14 protein-coding genes are annotated in these 17,502 nt (G+C 66.6%); 7 read left to right on the top strand and 7 right to left on the bottom strand.

Annotated features, from left to right (window positions below; all coding sequences use genetic code 11):
* Positions 1 to 3: 3 nt before the first annotated feature.
* Both ASC78_RS11275 and ASC78_RS11280 read right to left on the bottom strand, forming a co-directional pair.
* Positions 4 to 1,083 carry an NAD/NADP octopine/nopaline dehydrogenase family protein gene (locus tag ASC78_RS11275; RefSeq protein ID WP_055800802.1) on the bottom strand — a complete coding sequence of 360 codons (1,080 nt, stop codon included), beginning with the start codon at positions 1,081 to 1,083 and terminating at the stop codon, positions 4 to 6.
* Positions 1,076 to 2,050 (bottom strand): Bug family tripartite tricarboxylate transporter substrate binding protein, encoded by a 975-nt coding sequence (locus ASC78_RS11280; protein ID WP_055800805.1) that lies wholly within the window; start codon positions 2,048 to 2,050, stop codon positions 1,076 to 1,078. Before ASC78_RS11280 ends, ASC78_RS11275 begins: the two co-directional genes overlap by 8 nt.
* Before the next feature lie 148 nt (positions 2,051 to 2,198).
* Between ASC78_RS11280 and leuS the strand changes: the two genes are divergently transcribed.
* The 6 genes from leuS to ASC78_RS11310 all read left to right on the top strand — a co-directional run bounded on the left by leuS (position 2,199) and on the right by ASC78_RS11310 (position 11,378).
* A complete protein-coding gene (gene leuS / locus ASC78_RS11285; RefSeq protein ID WP_055800808.1) occupies positions 2,199 to 4,829 on the top strand; it encodes a leucine--tRNA ligase in 2,631 nt (876 codons plus the stop codon).
* Positions 4,830 to 4,840: 11 nt separating this feature from the next.
* A complete protein-coding gene (locus tag ASC78_RS11290; protein ID WP_055800811.1) occupies positions 4,841 to 5,362 on the top strand; it encodes an LPS-assembly lipoprotein LptE in 522 nt (173 codons plus the stop codon).
* Between the two features lie 20 nt (positions 5,363 to 5,382).
* Positions 5,383 to 6,462: a DNA polymerase III subunit delta gene (gene holA / locus ASC78_RS11295; protein WP_055800814.1), complete on the top strand. Its 1,080-nt coding sequence runs from the start codon at positions 5,383 to 5,385 to the stop codon at positions 6,460 to 6,462.
* Positions 6,463 to 6,602: 140 nt separating this feature from the next.
* Positions 6,603 to 7,895, top strand: a complete 1,293-nt coding sequence (locus tag ASC78_RS11300; protein ID WP_200934297.1) for a glutamate-5-semialdehyde dehydrogenase — start codon at positions 6,603 to 6,605, stop codon at positions 7,893 to 7,895.
* 120 nt (positions 7,896 to 8,015) lie between these two features.
* Complete coding sequence (gene gshA / locus ASC78_RS11305; protein ID WP_055800820.1) at positions 8,016 to 9,326, top strand: glutamate--cysteine ligase; 1,311 nt, start codon at positions 8,016 to 8,018, stop codon at positions 9,324 to 9,326.
* 180 nt (positions 9,327 to 9,506) lie between these two features.
* The gene (locus tag ASC78_RS11310) at positions 9,507 to 11,378 is read left to right on the top strand and encodes a potassium transporter Kup (RefSeq protein ID WP_055802072.1); all 1,872 of its coding nucleotides are present in this window, start codon (positions 9,507 to 9,509) and stop codon (positions 11,376 to 11,378) included.
* A 39-nt stretch (positions 11,379 to 11,417) separates the two neighbouring features.
* Here the strand turns inward: ASC78_RS11310 and ASC78_RS11315 are convergent, their stop codons facing one another.
* Both ASC78_RS11315 and ASC78_RS11320 read right to left on the bottom strand, forming a co-directional pair.
* Positions 11,418 to 12,341, bottom strand: coding sequence for a polysaccharide deacetylase family protein (locus tag ASC78_RS11315; RefSeq protein ID WP_055800824.1), 924 nt, complete (start codon positions 12,339 to 12,341; stop codon positions 11,418 to 11,420).
* 10 nt (positions 12,342 to 12,351) lie between these two features.
* The gene (locus ASC78_RS11320) at positions 12,352 to 12,786 is read right to left on the bottom strand and encodes a hypothetical protein (RefSeq protein WP_055800827.1); all 435 of its coding nucleotides are present in this window, start codon (positions 12,784 to 12,786) and stop codon (positions 12,352 to 12,354) included.
* Between the two features lie 220 nt (positions 12,787 to 13,006).
* On the opposite strand from ASC78_RS11320, the gene gshB reads away from it, so the two are divergent.
* Entirely contained in the window at positions 13,007 to 13,960 is a 954-nt protein-coding gene (gshB, locus tag ASC78_RS11325; protein ID WP_055800830.1) for a glutathione synthase, read from the top strand.
* A gap of 18 nt (positions 13,961 to 13,978) precedes the next feature.
* Here gshB and ASC78_RS11330 read toward each other — a convergent pair whose 3' ends face one another.
* From ASC78_RS11330 to ASC78_RS11340, 3 genes are all read right to left on the bottom strand, one after another.
* Complete coding sequence (locus ASC78_RS11330; RefSeq protein ID WP_055800833.1) at positions 13,979 to 14,746, bottom strand: class II glutamine amidotransferase; 768 nt, start codon at positions 14,744 to 14,746, stop codon at positions 13,979 to 13,981.
* A 50-nt stretch (positions 14,747 to 14,796) separates the two neighbouring features.
* The gene (locus ASC78_RS11335) at positions 14,797 to 15,936 is read right to left on the bottom strand and encodes an ABC transporter substrate-binding protein (RefSeq protein ID WP_055802075.1); all 1,140 of its coding nucleotides are present in this window, start codon (positions 15,934 to 15,936) and stop codon (positions 14,797 to 14,799) included.
* Between the two features lie 75 nt (positions 15,937 to 16,011).
* Complete coding sequence (locus ASC78_RS11340) at positions 16,012 to 17,496, bottom strand: DHA2 family efflux MFS transporter permease subunit (RefSeq protein ID WP_055800838.1); 1,485 nt, start codon at positions 17,494 to 17,496, stop codon at positions 16,012 to 16,014.
* Positions 17,497 to 17,502 lie beyond the last annotated feature (6 nt).

Here is a 17,502-nt window from a genome sequence, read left to right on the forward strand (position 1 = left end):
GCCTCACAGGCGGGCGAGCAGCCCGGCGACTGTTTCATTCGCCAGGCCGAGCGGTTCCAGCAGGTCATTCTGCTGCCGGTAGTCGATGCCGTTGACCAGCGAGGCGGCATCCACGATGGTGCGCGTGGCCGGCGTCGGCACGCCGGCAATCAAACCCAGCGCCTCCACGAAGGCGAGACCGTAGGGCATGTCCTCGGACACAAAGCGGGTGTCGGTGCGCACCGGTCCGGGCGGGCCGCCGCGCTTCGCATGCAGTTCGGCCGCAATGTCTTCGAGCCGCGTCGACGTGGTGCCAAAGGAGCGCGCAAAGTGCTCCTCGATGGGTCCAAGTTCGATGCCGAAGGCCTTGGCCACGGCCCGCCGCTCCAGGTCCAGCGCCTCGATCGCGCGGGCCACCCCTGGCGTCATGCAGTGGTACTGCGCCCAGTTTTCGGCGCGCTCGATGCGGGTCCAGTTGAAGACGGCCAGCGGGCCGTGGGACTGCGGGTTGACGTTGGCCAAGGCGCTGGCGAGCGTGTTTTGCTGCGCGAAGAAGCTGCCGCCGAACAACGCGGCGCACAGTTCGAGCACCCCTGCGATGTCGGCGCTCGGCAGGGCGGATACGCCGACCGCCTTGCGCCGCGTCATCACCCGCACTTGCGTGGCCGACTCGCGGCGCGCAGTCAGGACCGTGGTGCCGAAACTCGCGACGGTGATTCGCCTGCCCGCTTGCCGTGCGCCTTCGTACAGGTAGAGCGACGACAGAGAGGCCATCGAGCTGACGATCACCGTCAGTCCATCGCGCAGGAAGGGCAAGAGCGCATCCATCACATGACGGTGGCCATTGACCGGCAGCGCGAGCAGCAGCACGTCCGAGGCGTGGCAAAGCTGCGCCGCGTCGTCAGCCACTTCGACCGTGACGCTGCATGGCAGCACGCCGCCGGCTTCCAGCGGCTGCGTGCGCAACGCCTCAGCGCCCTGGCCACCCGGCGACCACAGCGTGACGTCGTGGCCGGCGTGCCGCAGCCACGCCGCACTTGCCAGCGCAATGGCCCCGGTTCCCGCGATGCCGACCCGATAGCGCTTCCCGACTGATTCAGTCAACCTTGATCCCGCCCTGCTTGATCACCTTGGCCCAGCGCTGGCTGTCTTCGGCGATCACCTTGCCCAGCGCCGCGCCGCCGCCGCAAGTGTTCACCGCCCCAAGCTGCGCAAAGCGCTGTTTGGTCTCCGGCAGGTTGCACACCTCGACCAGCGCCGCGGAAAGCTTCTCGACGCTGGCCGCCGGCATGCGTGCGGGCGCCATCACGCCGACCCACACCGGCACGTCCATGCCCGCGAGCCCTGCCGCATCGGCGACCGTGGGCGGCGTGCCGAGGCTGGGCAGGGCCGCGCGCGAGAAGGTGCCGAGCACGCGGGCCTTGCCGCTCGCGACCATCGGCTCGATGGAGGCGGCGCTGGTAACGATCAGTGCCACCTGGCCGCCCAGCAGATCGGTCAGCGCCGGTGCCGCGCCGCGGTAGGGCACGTGCAGCAGGTTCACGCCGGCCGCCTGCGCCAGCAGCGCGCCCGTGAGGTGCGACACCGTGCCGTTGCCCGTAGAGGCATAGGTCACCTGCCCGGGTTTGGCCTTGGCGTCGCGCAGCACGTCGGCCAGGGTCTTGTAGGGGCTTTCGGTGCGCACGGCGATCGTCATGGGCGTGTCGCCGACCAAGGCCACCGGCGTCAGATCGTGTGCGGGGTCATAGGGCAGCTTGGCTTGCAGATGCGGCGCGATGGTGATGGCGCCGCCCGTGGCCAGCAGCACGGTGGCGCCGTCGGTCGCCTTGGCTACCGCATCGGTCGCCACGATGCCGCCCGCGCCCGCCTTGTTGTCCACGATCACGGTGCCGCCGAGTTTCTCGGTGAGCTTGGCGCCCAGGTAGCGGGCGATCACGTCCTGCGCCCCACCGGCGGCAAAGGGCACGACGATGCGCAGCGGCTTGTCGTGGGCCTGCTGTGCCCACAGCGGCGTGGCGGTGGCAAGGCAGGCCGCGAGGCCCAGGGCAAGGTGTTTCCAGAGCAGTTTCATGGCGTTTGAGGCAGTACGAAAGCAGACGTTACCCAGGCAACATGCAGGTTGCGTGCCGCAAGTCTAGGGTCTGGCGCACGAACAACGTCGGCCGGGCGCGATAATCCGCCTTCCCCGGCCGCTCCGAGCCGGGCTCTGCCGAACCGTCATGAACCCCAGCTACAAACCCAGCGACGTCGAGTCCGCTGCCCAGGCGCAATGGAGCGCCGCCGATGCCTACCGCGTCACCGAGGACGCGAGCCGCAAGAAGTACTACGCCTGCTCGATGCTGCCGTACCCCAGCGGCAAGCTGCACATGGGGCATGTGCGCAACTACACCATCAACGACATGCTCACGCGCTACCTGCGCATGAGCGGCTACAACGTGCTGATGCCCATGGGCTGGGACGCCTTCGGCCTGCCGGCCGAGAACGCGGCGCTCAAGAACGGCGTGCCGCCGGCCAAGTGGACCTACGAGAACATCGACTACATGCGCGGCCAGCTCCAGGCCATGGGCCTGGCGATCGACTGGAGCCGCGAGATCGCCACCTGCGATCCCTCGTACTACAAGTGGAACCAGTGGCTGTTCCTGAAGATGCTCGAAAAGGGAATTGCCTACCGCAAGACCCAGGTCGTCAACTGGGACCCGGTCGACCAGACCGTGCTGGCCAACGAGCAGGTGATCGACGGCAAGGGCTGGCGCACCGGTGCCACGGTCGAGCGCCGCGAGATCCCGGGCTACTACCTGAAGATCAGCGACTACGCCGAAGAGCTGCTCGAGCACACCCAGCACAAGCTGCCGGGCTGGCCCGAGCGCGTCAAGCTGATGCAGGAGAACTGGATCGGCAAGAGCGAAGGCGTGCGCTTCGCCTTCACGCATGACATCAAGGACGCGAGCGGCAAGCTGATCCAGGACGGCCGCATGTACGTGTTCACCACGCGCGCCGACACCATCATGGGCGTCACCTTCTGCGCCGTGGCGCCCGAACATCCGCTGGCCGCGCACGCCGCCACGCTCGATCCGAAGGTCGCGGCCTTCATCGAGGAATGCAAGGCCGGCGGCACCACCGAGGCCGAGCTCGCCACGCAAGAGAAGAAGGGCGTGCCCACGGGCCTGACCGTGACGCATCCGATCACCGACGAACAGGTGCCGGTGTGGGTCGGCAACTACGTGCTCATCAACTACGGCGACGGCGCCGTGATGGGCGTGCCCGCGCACGACGAGCGCGACTTCGCCTTTGCCAACAAGTACCGCATCGAGATCATCCAGGTCGTGCTGGTCGACGACGAGCCGCACTTCGACTATCACAAGTGGCAGGACTGGTACGGCGACAAGCAGCGCGGCGTGACCATCAACTCCGACAACTTCAGCGGCATGACCTACAAAGAGGCCGTGGCCGCCGTGGCGCATGCACTGAGCCAGAGGGGCCTGGGCGAAATGCAGACCACCTGGCGCCTGCGCGACTGGGGCGTGAGCCGCCAGCGCTACTGGGGCACGCCGATCCCGATCATCCATTGCGACGAGCACGGCGCCGTGCCGGTCCCCGAGAAGGACCTGCCCGTAGTGCTGCCGACGGACTGCGTGCCCGACGGCTCGGGCAACCCGCTGAACAAGCACGAAGGCTTCCACGCCGGCGTGGTGTGCCCGATGTGCGGCAAGGCCGCGCGGCGCGAGACCGACACGATGGACACCTTCGTCGATTCGTCGTGGTACTTCATGCGCTACTGCGACCCGAAGAACGACCAGGCGATGGTGGCCGAGGGCGCCGACTACTGGATGCCGATGGACCAGTACATCGGCGGCATCGAGCACGCGATTCTTCACCTGCTGTATGCGCGCTTCTGGACCAAGGTGATGCGCGACCTGGGCCTCGTGAAAGCCGACGAGCCCTTCAGCAAGCTGCTCACGCAGGGGATGGTGCTGAACCACATCTTCTACAAGCGCAACGAGAAGGGCGGCAAGGACTACTTCCCGCCCTCCGAAGTGACACCTGTGCTCGACGCGCAGGGCCGCATCACTGGCGGCACCACGGCCGATGGCACCAAGGTCGAGTACGGCGGTGTCGGCAAGATGGGCAAGAGCGAGCGCAACGGCGTCGACCCGCAGGACCTGATCGAAAAGTACGGCGCCGACACCGCGCGCCTGTACACCATGTTCACCGCGCCGCCCGAAGCCACGCTCGAGTGGAACGATGCGGCCGTCGAAGGCAGCTACCGGTTCCTGCGCCGGGTCTGGAACTTCGGCGTCGCGCAGTCCGACGTGCAGCCCGTGGCCGTCAAGGGCCAGGCCTTCGGCAAGGCCGCCCAGGCGCTGCGCCGCGAAGTGCATACCGTGCTGCGCCAGGTCGACTACGACTATCAGCGGATGCAATACAACACGGTGGTGTCGGGCGCGATGAAGCTGCTCAACGCCCTCGAAGGCTTCAAGCCGGACGGCAGTCCTGCCGATGCGGCGGCGCTGCGCGAAGGCTTCGGCATCCTGCTGCGCTGCCTCTACCCCGCCACGCCGCACATCGCCTGCCAGCTCTGGCAGCAGCTCGGCTACGACAAGGAGTTGGGCGATCTGCTCGACGCACCCTGGCCGGTGGTGGACGTCGGCGCGCTCGAGCAGGACGAGATCGAACTCATGCTCCAGGTCAACGGCAAGCTGCGTGGCGCGCTGCGCGTGCCGGCTGGCGCCTCCAAGGCCGAGATCGAAGAACTCGCGCTTTCGTGCGACGACTTCGTCAAGTTCGCCGAAGGTGCGTCGCCCAAGCGCGTCATCGTGGTTCCCGGCCGCTTGGTCAACGTGGTCATTTGAACGATAGAAGCATGAACAATCGCAACGCCTCGCTGCCGCGCCGCGGCTTTTTTCTGGCTCTTGCCGCGGCAGGCGCCAGCCTCGGCCTGGCCGGCTGCGGATTCGAACTGCGCAAGGCGCCGGTGTTTGCGTTCAAGACGCTGTCGGTGTCGGGCAATTCGGAACTGATCAACCGGCTGCGGCGCGAAATGCGCGCCGCGGGCACCGTGACGCTGGTGCCGGCCACCGAGGCGCAGACCGCCGACGCGATCCTCGAGATCCTGGGCGAGAACCGCGACCGCATCGTGATCTCGACCAATTCCGCGGGCCTGCTGCGGGAGCTGCAGCTGCAATTGCGCGTCCGGTTCAGCCTGCGCACGCCGGGTGGCAAGGTGCTGATGGCGCCCACCGAGGTCTCGCAGACGCGCGACCTGAGCTTCAACGAAACCAATGCGCTCGCCAAGGAAGGCGAGGCCGAGCTGCTGTACCGCGACATGCAGGCCGACATCGCGCAGCAGCTGATGCGCCGCTTGGCGGCCGTCAAGGAAATCTAGGCCGAGGCCTCTGCCCTGCGATGCAACTTGCCAGCGCCCAACTGGGCTCCCATCTGCAGAAGGGGCTGAAGTCCCTCTACACGATCCACGGCGACGAGCCGCTGCTCGCGCAAGAGGCGGCGGACGCCATTCGTGCCGCAGCGCGCGTGCAGGGCTACACCGAGCGCAGTTCGTACACAGCAGCCGGCGCGCACTTCGACTGGAGTGCCGTGCTCGCGGCCGGCGGTTCGCTCTCGCTCTTTGCCGACAAGCAGATCGTCGAGATCCGCATTCCCTCGGGCAAGCCCGGCAAGGACGGCAGCACGGCGCTGCAGCAGTTGGCCGAGGCGGCACAGGGCAACGACAGCACGCTCACGCTGGTGATGCTGCCGCGGCTGGACAAGGCCACGCGCACCGGCGCCTGGTTTTCGGCGCTCGAGAACAACGGCGTGACCCTGCAGGTGGACCCGATCGAACGCGCCGCGCTGCCGCAATGGATTGCGCAGCGCCTGGGTCTGCAGGGCCAGCGCGTCATGCCGGGCGACGAAGGGCAGCGCACGCTGCAGTTCTTTGCCGACCGCGTCGAAGGCAACCTGCTCGCCGCGCACCAGGAAATCCAGAAACTCGCCTTGCTGCATCCGGCGGGCGAGTTGAGCTGGGAGCAGGTCGAAGGCGCGGTCAACAACGTGGCCCGCTACGACGTGTTCAAGCTCTCCGAAGCCGTGTTGGCAGGCAACCCGCAGCGCGTGGCGCGCATGCTCGACGGCCTGCAGGCCGAGGGCGAAGCCGAGGTGCTGGTGCACTACACGCTGGCCGAGGACATCCGCGCGCTCAAACGTGTGAAGGACGCCATGGCCTCGGGCCGGCCGCTGCCCATGGCGCTGCGCGAGAACCGCATCTGGGGTCCGCGCGAGCGCGCCTTCGAGCGCGTGCTGCCACGGCTCGACGACCGCATGCTGGCGAGGCTGCTGCGCGCCGCACATGTGGTGGACGGCATCTGCAAGGGGCTGAAGCAGCCGGATTGGCCTGCGAGCGGCTGGCAGGCTTTGCAGCGATTGGCCTTGATGCTGTGCCGCGCCTGCAGCAGCGGTCCAGCCCCCTCTCCCTCTGGGAGAGGGTAGGGGTGAGGGCTGGCGGCCCTCATCACATAGCGCGTTTTCGGGCGCTGCAGCCCTCACCCTAGCCCTCTCCCGGAGGGAGAGGGGACAACACGGCAAGGGCCCAAAGCGCGGGGGTCATCCAAATGCAGGAAAATGCCGCGATGAATGCGTTCAACGTCAGCGAGCACATGCAGGCCCTGGGCCTGCAGGCAAAAGCCGCTGCATTCCTCATGGCCCGTGCGGATGCAGCTACCAAAAACAGAGCATTGAAGGCGCTGGCCCGGCGCCTGCGCGAAGCCGGCCCGGCCTTGGCCGAAGCCAACGAGAAAGACCTCTCGCGCGCCACGGCCGCCGGCCTTTCGGCGCCGATGGTCGACCGGCTCAAGCTCACGCCCAAGGTCATCGAGACCGTGGCCCTGGGCTGCGAGCAGCTGGCCGGCATGGCCGACGTGATCGGCGAGATCATCGGCATGAAGCAGCAGCCCAGCGGCATTCGCGTGGGCCAGATGCGCGTGCCGATCGGCGTCTTCGGCATGATCTACGAGAGCCGCCCCAACGTGACCATCGAGGCCGCGAGCCTCGCCATCAAGAGCGGCAACGCGGCCATCCTGCGCGGCGGCTCCGAAGCCATCGAGTCGAACAAGGCACTGGCGCTGCTGGTGTCCGGAGCGCTGTCCGAAGCCGGTCTGCCGGTCGATGCGGTACAGCTGGTGCAGACCACCGACCGCGAGGCCGTGGGCCGGCTGATCGCCATGCCCGAATTCGTGGACGTGATCATTCCGCGCGGCGGCAAGGGCCTCATCGAGCGCATCAGCCGCGATGCCAAGGTGCCGGTCATCAAGCACCTCGATGGCAACTGCCATGTCTACGTGGACGACACGGCCGAGTTCGAAATGGCGCTGCGCATCGTCGACAACGCCAAGACGCAGAAATACAGCCCCTGCAACGCGGCCGAAGGCCTTTTGGTTTCGGCCACGGTGGCGGAAGACTTCCTGCCCCGCATCGCGGCCATCTTCGGGGCCAAGGGTGTCGAGATGCGTTGCGATCCGGTGGCAGCCCGCATCCTGCGCGCCGACGATTCGCTCGGTTCGGGCGCAAGAATCGTCGATGCGGTCGAGTCCGACTGGTCCGAGGAATACCTTGCCGCCGTCATCAGCATCAAGGTGGTGGCCGGAGTCGACGAGGCCATTGCGCACATCAACCGCTACTCGAGCCACCACACCGACGCCATTGTTACGCGCGACCACGTGCATGCGCAGCGTTTCCTGCGCGAGGTCGATTCGGCCAGCGTCATGGTCAATGCGAGCACCCGCTTCGCGGACGGTTTCGAGTTCGGCCTGGGGGCCGAGATCGGCATCAGCACCGACAAATTCCATGCGCGCGGACCGGTCGGCATCGAGGGGCTGACCTCGCTCAAGTACGTTGTTCTCGGGCAGGGCGAAGTGCGCAGCTGATGCGCCGGAGGCGGGCGGATTGAACCAAGACTGCGGTACGCAGTCTTGTCATTGGGGCGTCCACCCCCAAATCCTACAATTCCGCTCTACCTTCAAGTACAAAACCAACAAGGCCGCCGCATGGTTCCGCATCTCGTCACCGCCCTGACCGGCCCGATCAACGAACTGGAGCAGCGGGTACTCGACTCGACGCCCGCGATCGAGCGCTGGTTTCGGCTCGAATGGATGGAGCACACGCCGCCGTTCTACAGCGCGGTCGACATCCGCAATGCCGGCTTCAAGCTGGCGCCGGTCGACACCAATCTGTTTCCGGGCGGCTGGAACAATCTCACCAAGGAAATGCTGCCGCTGGCGGTGCAGGCTGCGCAAGCCGCCATCGAGAAGATCTGTCCGGAGGCGCGCAACCTGCTCGTCATTCCAGAGAACCACTCGAAGAACACGTTCTATCTCGCCAACGTTGCGCAGCTGGTGCGCATCTTCCACATGGCGGGACTCAACGTGCGGGTGGGCTCCATCGATCCGGCGATCAAGTCGCCCAAGAAGATCGAACTGCCCAACGGCGACACGGTGTGCCTGGAGCCCGTCGTGCGCAGCAAGCGTCGCCTCGGGCTCAAGAATTTCGACCCCTGCACCATCCTGCTCAACAACGAGCTGTCGGCCGGCACGCCGGGCATCCTCGAAGACTTGCACGAACAGTACCTGCTGCCGCCGCTGCACGCGGGCTGGTCGGTGCGGCGCAAGAGCAATCACCTGCACAGCTACGAAGAGCTGTCCAAGCGCTTCGGCAAGCTGCTGGGCATCGATCCCTGGTTGATCAACCCCATTTATGCACGGGGCGATAGCGTCGATTTCGCCGAAGGCCGCGGCATCGACGTGCTGACCAGCCACGTGGATGCGGTGCTGACCAAGGTCCGCCGCAAGTACAAGGAATACGGCATCAACGAAAAGCCCTTCGTCGTCGTGAAGGGCGATACCGGCGCCGAAGGCCCGGGCGTGATCACGATCCACGATGCCAAGGAGGTCGAGGCCCTGATCGGCAAGCCGCGCGGCGCTTCGCCGGGCAAGGCTGCCGGTGCGGCCAGGGAACTGCGCGAGCCTGGCGAGGTGATCGTCCAGGAAGGCGTGCTGACCAACGAGCGGGTGCACAACGGCGTGGCCGAACCGGTGGTCTACATGATGGACCGCTACGTGGTGGGCGGGTTCTACCGCGTGCATGCCGAACGCAATCCAGACGAGAACCTGAAATCGCCGGGCGCGAGCTTCGTACCGCTGGCTTTTTCCGAAAGTGCGCACCTGCCGCAGCCCGGCGCCAAGCCCGGCGCGAGCGCGCCGAACCGCTTCTACATGTACGGCGTGGTGGGGCGTTTGGCCATGGTTGCGGCCAGCTACGAGATGGAAGCCACTGATCCGGACGCCGAAATCTACGAATGATTTTCCGGGGCGGCTTGCGGCGGCGGCGGTCGGCGGCAAAATAGCGGCCCCACAGCAAAGGAAACAAAAGGGCGGAAGGGATGTGCGCGGCGACTGGAAATTGATTCCATCGCTGCTGCGTCTCGGTGCGTGTGACTTCCGGTTACGCGCTTGCAGCCTGCCCTTTTTCCCATCGACTTCGTGTCACCTCCCAAATCTTCTTCCGCCGCCGCCTTGATCATCGGCACCATCGGTGTCGTCTATGGCGACATCGGCACCAGCGTGTTGTATGCAGTCAAGGAAGTGTTCGGCCACGGCCACCTGCCTTTCACTGTCGAAAACGTCTACGGCATCCTTTCGATGTTCTTCTGGACGCTCACCGTCATCGTGTCGATCAAGTACGTGGTGCTGGTTCTGCGTGCCGACAACGAAGGCGAAGGCGGCCTGGTCGCCATGCTGGCGCTGGCCTCGCGCGCGGTGGCCGACAAGCCCAGGCTGCGTAACGTGCTGTTGCTGGTGGGCATCTTCGGCACCTCGCTCTTCTATGGCGACGGCGTCATCACGCCGGCCATTTCGGTGCTTTCCGCCGTCGAAGGTCTCGAAGTGGTGTCGCCCCACTTCAAGCACTATGTGCTGCCGGTCACGCTGGTGGTGCTGTTCTGCCTCTTCGTGGTGCAAAAGCGAGGCACGGCGGGCATCGGCAAGTTCTTCGGCCCGATCACGCTGGTGTGGTTCCTCGTCATCGCGGTGCTCGGCGTGTCGCAGATCGTCCACCATCCTGAGATCCTCAAGTCGCTGAATCCCTGGTTCGCGCTGAAGTTCATGTGGGACAACCCGGGCACGGCCTTCATCCTGCTGGGGGCCACGGTGCTGTGCGTGACCGGGGCCGAGGCGCTCTACGCCGACCTGGGACACTTCGGCAAGCGGCCGATCCGCGTGGCGTGGTTCACGGTCGTGATGCCGGCGCTCACGCTCAATTACTTCGGCCAGGGCGCGCTGCTGCTCGAGAACCCCGAAGCCGTGAAGAACCCCTTCTTCATGATGGCGCCTGAATGGGCGCTCATCCCGCTGGTGTTGCTGGCCACGGCGGCCACGGTCATCGCCTCCCAGGCGCTGATCACCGGCGCCTTCAGCGTCACGCGCCAGGTCATTCAGCTGGGCTACCTGCCGCGCCTGAACATCGAGCACACCAGCGTGCGCACGGCGGGACAGATCTACATTCCGCTGGTCAACTGGGGGCTGTTCGTCGCCATCGTGCTGGCGGTCGTCATGTTCCGTTCGTCGAGCAGCCTGGCCGCGGCATACGGCATCGCGGTCACCACCGACATGCTCATCACCACGGTGCTGACCTTCTTCGTGATCCGCTACGCGTGGAAGCTGCCGCTGGCGCTGTGCATCGCGTCCACGGCCGTCTTCTTCGTGGTCGACTTCCTGTTCTTCGCGTCCAACCTGCTCAAGCTGTTCGAAGGCGGCTGGTTCCCGCTGGTGATCGGCGGCTTCGTGTTCACGCTCATGATCACCTGGAAGGAGGGCCGCCGCCTGATGGGCGAGGTGCAGCGCGCCGATGCCATCGAGCTGCAGGCCTTCCTCGATTCGGTGTTCGAGAATCCGCCCGCGCGGGTGGACGGCACCGCGGTGTTTCTCACCGCCGAACCCGGCGTGGTGCCCAACGCGCTGCTGCACAACCTGAAGCACAACAAGGTGCTGCACGAGCAGAACCTGTTCGTCACGGTGCGCAACCACGAAGTGCCCTGGATCCCGATGAACAAGCGCATCGAGATCGACTCCCTCGGCCACCATTGCTGGCAGGTCATCGTGCACTACGGCTTCAAGAACGACATCGACCTGCCGCGTGCGCTGGACAACGCGCGCATGCGCGGCTGTCAGCTGGAGCCGATGACGACGAGCTACTTTCTCTCGCGCGACGTCGTCATTCCCACGCTGGGCAGCGGCATGGCGCCGTGGCGCGAGAAGCTGTTCGCGCAGATGCACCACAACGCGAGCGGCGCGGCGGCCTTCCTCGGGCTGCCCAACAACGCCGTGGTCGAACTCGGGTCGAAGATCGAAATCTGAGGAGTTGCGCGGCCACCGTGTTCGGGCGCGCCGCATTCGTCATGCGAAGTCCGAGGGCCGTTCCGCCGCCAACTGCTGCATGTGCGATGCAATCGCGCCCGGCGTGGTGATCCAGATCTCGCCGCGATCGCGGGCACGCGCAATGTGCGCGAGCGCCGTGCGCAGATGGCGCAGCCGGTAAGGCTGGCCCACGATGTAGGGATGCAGCGCGAGCCCCATCACCAGCGGCTGGGCGCGTGATTGCTCCAGCATCTCGTCGAAGTTGTCGACGACCATCGCGCTGAAGTCCTTCGCATCCATCAGGCGGCCCACGATCATCGGAATGTCGTTGAGCTCCTGGGGATACGGCACCGACCATATCGAGCCGCCGACCCGCGTGCGCATGCGCACCGGCTGGTCGTCGTGGCACCAATTGAGGGTGTAGCCGTAGCCAGTCTCGGCCAGCAGGTCGGGCGTGAGCGGGCTTTCCGATATCCACGGCGACAGCCATCCGGAGGGCGCCCGGCCGCTCTCGGTCCGCATGCGCTCGCGGCAACGCAGCAGCAGCGCGCGTTCTTGCGTTTCGTCCCATGCGCCCTGGCGTTCCGCGTTGCTGTGGCCGTGGCCGATCAGTTCGTCGCCGCGTGCGACGAAGGCCTGCACCAGTTCCGGACAATGGTCGTACAGCGCGGTGTTGATAAGCGCGCCCGTCGGCAGCGCCAGCGCATCGAACAGTTCGAGGCAGCGCCACGCGCCGACGCGGTTGCCGTATTCGCGCCAGGCGTGGTTCAGCACGTCGGGTTCCGGCGAGGCCGGACCGATGCGGGCGCCCAGCCCGTCGCCGAACGCGAAATGCTCGATGTTGAAACCCAGGTACACGGCCAGGCGTGCGCCGTTGGGCCACGCGTAGTCGGGCCGCCGCGTGATGGGGCTGTAGTCGAAGCGGCCGTGCGCGGGCAGCAGGTCGGGCCAGCGTGCCGTCATGTGCCGTGCCTCACAGCACCGCGAGTCCGGCGCGCACCAGCAGCCATTCGGCGCTGTCGTTCCACACGTCCATCTGCACGATGAGCCCGTGGCTCACCACGTAGCGGTCGACATAGCGATTGCCCTCGAACGCCGTGCCGTCGGGCCAGGCGCCGTACAGCGTGCCGAGGCTGTAGACCACCGTTTCGTCGGGCGTGCCGCCTGCGACCACTTCAGTGCGTTCAATCTTCTTCTTGACCCAGGCGTAGCGCTTCGCATTGAAGGCCGAGGTGTCGCCCGGTGCATGCATTTCGCGGTTGCCGGTGAAGCGGATGCGGATGCCGGGCGCGGTGAAGCGCGCGGCCGATTGCGGGTCCGGGATCATCACCAGGCGAAGGAATTCGTCGACCACCTCGGCCGGCGTGGAAGGGACGGGCAGTGCATCGAGCGAAGCAAGGGTGGTCATGGGTTATCCATTTGGAGCCACGGCAGGTGCATGGCGGAAAGCATGAGGGTGCCAAAGCAAATCTTGCGCCGAAATCTCTTCGGCGTTGCGGTCCCGGCGGCCCCGGCACAATCGCCCGATGGCGCACAAAGGCCTCCGCCGGCAAGGGCATCGCCGCTTCCGGCAACATCGCGCCAGACATCAACATGGCGGCCGCACCTGGCGCCGGAAAGACTCCCAGATGAAAAACATTCTCTTCGTCGCCGATCCGCTCGACCACTTCAAGATCTACAAGGACACCACGTTCTCGATGATGCGCGAGGCGCAACGCCGCGGGCACCGCATCGCGGCCTGCCTGCCGGAAGACCTGCAGTGGGTGTCGGGCGGCGCGGTGACGGCCAACGTGCAGCAGATCACGCTCACCGGCGACAGCAAGGCCTGGTACCGTGAGGACATCCGCGAATCGAAGGCGCTGAAGGACTTCGACGCGGTGCTGATGCGCAAGGACCCGCCCTTCGACGCCGAGTACATCTACGCCACCCACCTGCTCGAACAGGCCGAGCGCGAAGGCGCGCGCGTGGTCAACAAGCCGCGCTCGCTGCGCGACCATCCCGAGAAGCTCGCGATCATGGAGTTTCCGCAGTTCACCACGCCCACGCTGGTCACGCGCAGCGCCCAGGCCGTGCGCGACTTCCATGCGGAGCATGGCGACATCATCCTGAAGCCCCTCGACGGCATGGGCGGCATGGGCATCTTCCGCGTCCGGCAGGACGGGCTGAACCTCGGCTCCATCGTGGAGACGCTCAACAAGAACGGCGCCGAAACCATCATGGTGCAGCGCTTCGTGCCGGACATCGTGCAGGGCGACAAGCGCATCCTGATCATCGCGGGCGTACCGGCGCCATTCGTGCTGGCGCGCATTCCGCAGGGCTCCGAAGTGCGGGGCAACCTTGCCGCGGGCGGCAAGGGCGTGGCGCAGCCGCTCACGCCTCGCAACCGCGAGATCGCGGAAACCGTGGGCCGGGTCCTCGCGCCGCGCGGCCTGCTCCTGATCGGGCTCGACGTGATCGGCGACTCCGTGACCGAGATCAACGTGACCAGTCCGACCTGCTTCCAGGAAATCACCGAGCAGACCGGCTTCGACGTGCCGGCGATGTTCATCGATGCGCTCGAGGCGCAGCTGGCCGGCGGCTGAGGCCGGCCGGGGCGCGGTTCAGAACGGCGCCAGCTGCCCGTCCACGAACACGTGCAGTTCGCCGGGCGCGAAAGCGGTCCAGTGCTCGTTGGTGGTGAGCGGTGCGGTCACCACCACCGCCACGCGGTCGTTCGGCGTGGTGTGCCGGGCAAAGTCGATCTCCAGGTCTTCGTCCGACAGCTGCGCCGTCACGAACGGATGGCGGCGCTCCACGTACCAGAGGTGGGTCGAAGCGTGGGCCCAGAGCGCCTGGCCGTTCGACAGCATGAAGTTGAAGGTGCCGTGGCCCGCAAGCTGCGGTGCCAGTTCGCGCAGCGTGAGCGTGAGCTCCTCGATGCTTGGCACGCCCGCGTGCGACTTGGCCAGTTCCTGCATCAGCCAGCAGAAGGCGTGCTCGCTGTCGGTGTTGCCGACGGGGTGGAAGTTGCCGTGCAGGCGCGGCCTGAAGTCCTTCAGGTCGCCGTTGTGGGCAAACACCCAGTAGCGGCCCCACAGCTCGCGCACGAAGGGGTGGCAGTTCTGCAGGTTGATGGCGCCCTGCGTCGCCTTGCGGATGTGCGCAATGACGTTGCGGCTCTGGATCGGGTAGCGCCGGATCAGCTCGGCCACCGGCGACTCGCTCGCGGGCATGTGATCGACGAAGTGGCGCAGCCCGCGGTCCTCGAAGAACGCGATGCCCCAGCCGTCGGCATGGTGGTCGGTGCGACCTCCGCGCTGGGCGAAGCCCGTAAAGCTGAAGGTCACGTCCGTGGGCGTGTTGCAGTTCATTCCAAGCAGTTGGCACATGGCGCTATTAAAGCGCGTGCGCCAGCCGCCCGGCGAAACCGCCCGCCCGTTCAGCGCACGAAACGGCCTTCGGGCGTGACGCGCACCATTTCGATGAAGCGCGAACCGGTGGTGGCGCCGGTCGAAAAGTCGATGTCCATGCCGGCCAGGCGCAGCTTGAGTGCGCGCAGCGTTGCGTGCAGGCGCGCGCGCGTCAGGTCGCGCCCGGTGCGCTTGAGCGCCTCGATCATCACCAGGCCGTTCAGGTAGCCCTCGAAGCTGCCGTAACCCACCGGCACCTGCGCGCGCTCCGCCAGGCGGCGGTAGTCGCGCGTCACCATTTCGACTTCACCCCAGGGATAGGGCATGACCTGCGAGATGGCCAGCCCGCTGGCCTGCAGTTGCACCACCTTGGCCGTGACCTCGCCTGGCACGACCGACATGCCATAGAACATTGGCTTGCTGCCGGCCTCGTAGGTGGCCTTGATCACCTCGCCGGCCACCGTGCCGGCCAGGTACATCAGCACGGCCTGCGGACGGCCTTCCGCCAGGGCCTTGCCTCCGGCAGCGGAGGTCGAGCCATCGCCCTTGACCGACACCGTGGCCGTGGGCGCGAGCTTGTGGGTGGCCATGGCTGCCTCGATCAGCTTCACCGCCTCGATGCCGCCAGGATTGTCCAGGTGGGCAATCGCGATCTTGGTCACGCCGATGGTGACGAGGTGCTCGACCAGCGCTTGCGCCTCACGCGCATTGCTGGCCCGCACGAAGTACGCCGAACCGTTCACGCTGGCGCGTGCGCTGTCACCCACGCCGTAGCCGCCGACGCTGGGCGCGCCGCTTTGCTGCAGCAGCTTGGATGCGGCGGCCGTGGTACCCGAGCCCACGCAGCCGAAGAAAGCGAACACCTTGTGGTCGTTCAGCAGCTTGCCGTAGTTCTCCAGCGCTTTCTCGGGCTTCAGTTCATCGTCCAGCGCGATCAGCTTGATCTTGCGTCCGCCCACGCCGCCTTGTTCGTTAATGGCATCGAAAGCCAGCGACGCACCGTTGTGCACCACCTTGATCTGCGAGCCGAGCGGGCCGCTCAGGACGGCCGAGCTACCGAGCAGGATCTCGCTGTCGCTCACGCCCGCTTCGGCGGCCTGCGCGGATGACAGACGAGCCAGGCCAGCGGCGAAAACCGCCGTGGAGGCGACAAAACTTCTGCGTTGCATGAGCAGCCCCATTCCATCATTAGCTAACAATATCTAACAATTAGAAACGATGGATGCTTAGGTATTACTTGGTAATTACCCTTGACGTTCGGGCCGACGCAGTTGCCAGGCTGCGCAAACGGCCAGTGCGCAGAGCGCTGCCAGCATCAGGAACACCTCGTCGAAGGCCGCCAGCCGCGCGGGGCTGCTCGCGGCATTGGCCAGCGAATCGCCATGCGCCGCCAGGCGCCATTCGAGCACGATGGCACACAGGCTCACGCCCGCCGCGCCGCCCAGCATGCGCAGGAAGTTGATCGCGCTGGCACCCTGCGGAATCAAGGTCTGGGCCAGCGGCCGCATCGAGCCGAGGTTCAGCGAAGGCAGGATGAAGCCCAGCCCGATGCGGCCGATGATGGCAAACGCCACCAGCAGCCACAGAGGGCTGTCGAGCCTGAGCACCATCATGAGCGCGAAGGAAGCGGCCAGCAGCACCAGGCCGATGCTCACCAGCATCCACGTCGGCTGCCGGTCGGCCAGCCGGCCCACGCCGGCGATGGTCACGGCCAGCACGATGCCCGCCGGCAGCAAGATGGTGCCCACGTGGGAGGCCGACAGCTGCAGCCCGACCTGCATGTACACCGGCAGCAGGTAGGTCGAGCCGAACAGCGCCGTGCCGTAGATGAAGGCGACCACGCTGCCCATGGCGAACTGTCGGTACTGGAAGAGCCCAAGGTTCATCAGCGGTTCGCCGCCGTCGGCCGCCAGACGGCGCTGCCACCAGACGAAGCCGGCAAAAGCCAGCACCGCGCCCCCCAGCAGCAGGCCGGCCTGGAACGGCGAGTCGCCGCGCAGCTCGACCAGGCCGTTCAGCAAGCAAAGGGTGCCCACGGTGCCCAGCGCCAGGCCGCGCCAGTCGAGCCCGTTGCCGCGCGTGGCGGCCACGCCGCCGGGCGCCGTGGTGGGCAGGAACTTGTAGGCCAGCCAGAGCGAGGCCAGGCAGAACGGCACCACCATGAAGAAGATCGAGCGCCAGCCGAACAGGTCGACCAGCACACCGCCGATGCTCGGGCCGATGGCCGGCGCCAGCACCACGCCCATGCCGAAGATGCCGCTGGCGCGCCCCTGCTCATGGGGCTCGAAGGCGCGCAGGATGATGATGGCCGGAATAGGCTGCACCACGCCTGCCGCCAGCCCTTCGGCCACGCGCGCCAGCAGCACCAGCGAGAAGTCGTTGGCCACGCCGCCCGCAATGCCGCCCGCGAGCAGCAGCATCATGGTGCCCGCATAGGTGCGCCGGTAGCCGTAGCGCGACAGCAGCCAGGGCGTGGTCAGCATCGAGACGGTCATGGCCACCATGAAGCCCGAGCTCACCCATTGCGCCCGCTCCTGGCCGAGCGAAAAGTGGTGACTCATGTCCGGGATTGCCACGTTGACGATGGTCGAGGACATGATCGACGCCATCACCCCCACCATCACCGAGAGCAGCAGGTACCAGCGGTAGCGCGGGCCGTAGCGCTCGCGCATCGTTCCAAGGGTGGGCAGTGCCGGCGGTGCGGCTTCGGGCGGGGGAGTGGGGGTCATGAGGCG

Source organism: Variovorax sp. Root318D1 (assembly GCF_001424835.1).
GTDB lineage: Bacteria > Pseudomonadota > Gammaproteobacteria > Burkholderiales > Burkholderiaceae_C > Variovorax.

Bases quoted from the DNA above. Each gene is read 5' to 3' on its own strand.
- gshB (WP_055800830.1), top strand. From the start codon at position 13,007: ATGAAAAACATTCTCTTCGTCGCCGATCCGCTCGACCACTTCAAGATC.
- ASC78_RS11330 (WP_055800833.1), bottom strand. From the start codon at position 14,746: ATGTGCCAACTGCTTGGAATGAACTGCAACACGCCCACGGACGTGACC.
- gshA (WP_055800820.1), top strand. From the start codon at position 8,016: ATGGTTCCGCATCTCGTCACCGCCCTGACCGGCCCGATCAACGAACTG.
- ASC78_RS11300 (WP_200934297.1), top strand. From the start codon at position 6,603: ATGAATGCGTTCAACGTCAGCGAGCACATGCAGGCCCTGGGCCTGCAG.
- holA (WP_055800814.1), top strand. From the start codon at position 5,383: ATGCAACTTGCCAGCGCCCAACTGGGCTCCCATCTGCAGAAGGGGCTG.
- ASC78_RS11290 (WP_055800811.1), top strand. From the start codon at position 4,841: ATGAACAATCGCAACGCCTCGCTGCCGCGCCGCGGCTTTTTTCTGGCT.
- ASC78_RS11280 (WP_055800805.1), bottom strand. From the start codon at position 2,050: ATGAAACTGCTCTGGAAACACCTTGCCCTGGGCCTCGCGGCCTGCCTT.
- ASC78_RS11335 (WP_055802075.1), bottom strand. From the start codon at position 15,936: ATGCAACGCAGAAGTTTTGTCGCCTCCACGGCGGTTTTCGCCGCTGGC.
- ASC78_RS11340 (WP_055800838.1), bottom strand. From the start codon at position 17,496: ATGACCCCCACTCCCCCGCCCGAAGCCGCACCGCCGGCACTGCCCACC.
- leuS (WP_055800808.1), top strand. From the start codon at position 2,199: ATGAACCCCAGCTACAAACCCAGCGACGTCGAGTCCGCTGCCCAGGCG.
- ASC78_RS11315 (WP_055800824.1), bottom strand. From the start codon at position 12,341: ATGACGGCACGCTGGCCCGACCTGCTGCCCGCGCACGGCCGCTTCGAC.
- ASC78_RS11320 (WP_055800827.1), bottom strand. From the start codon at position 12,786: ATGACCACCCTTGCTTCGCTCGATGCACTGCCCGTCCCTTCCACGCCG.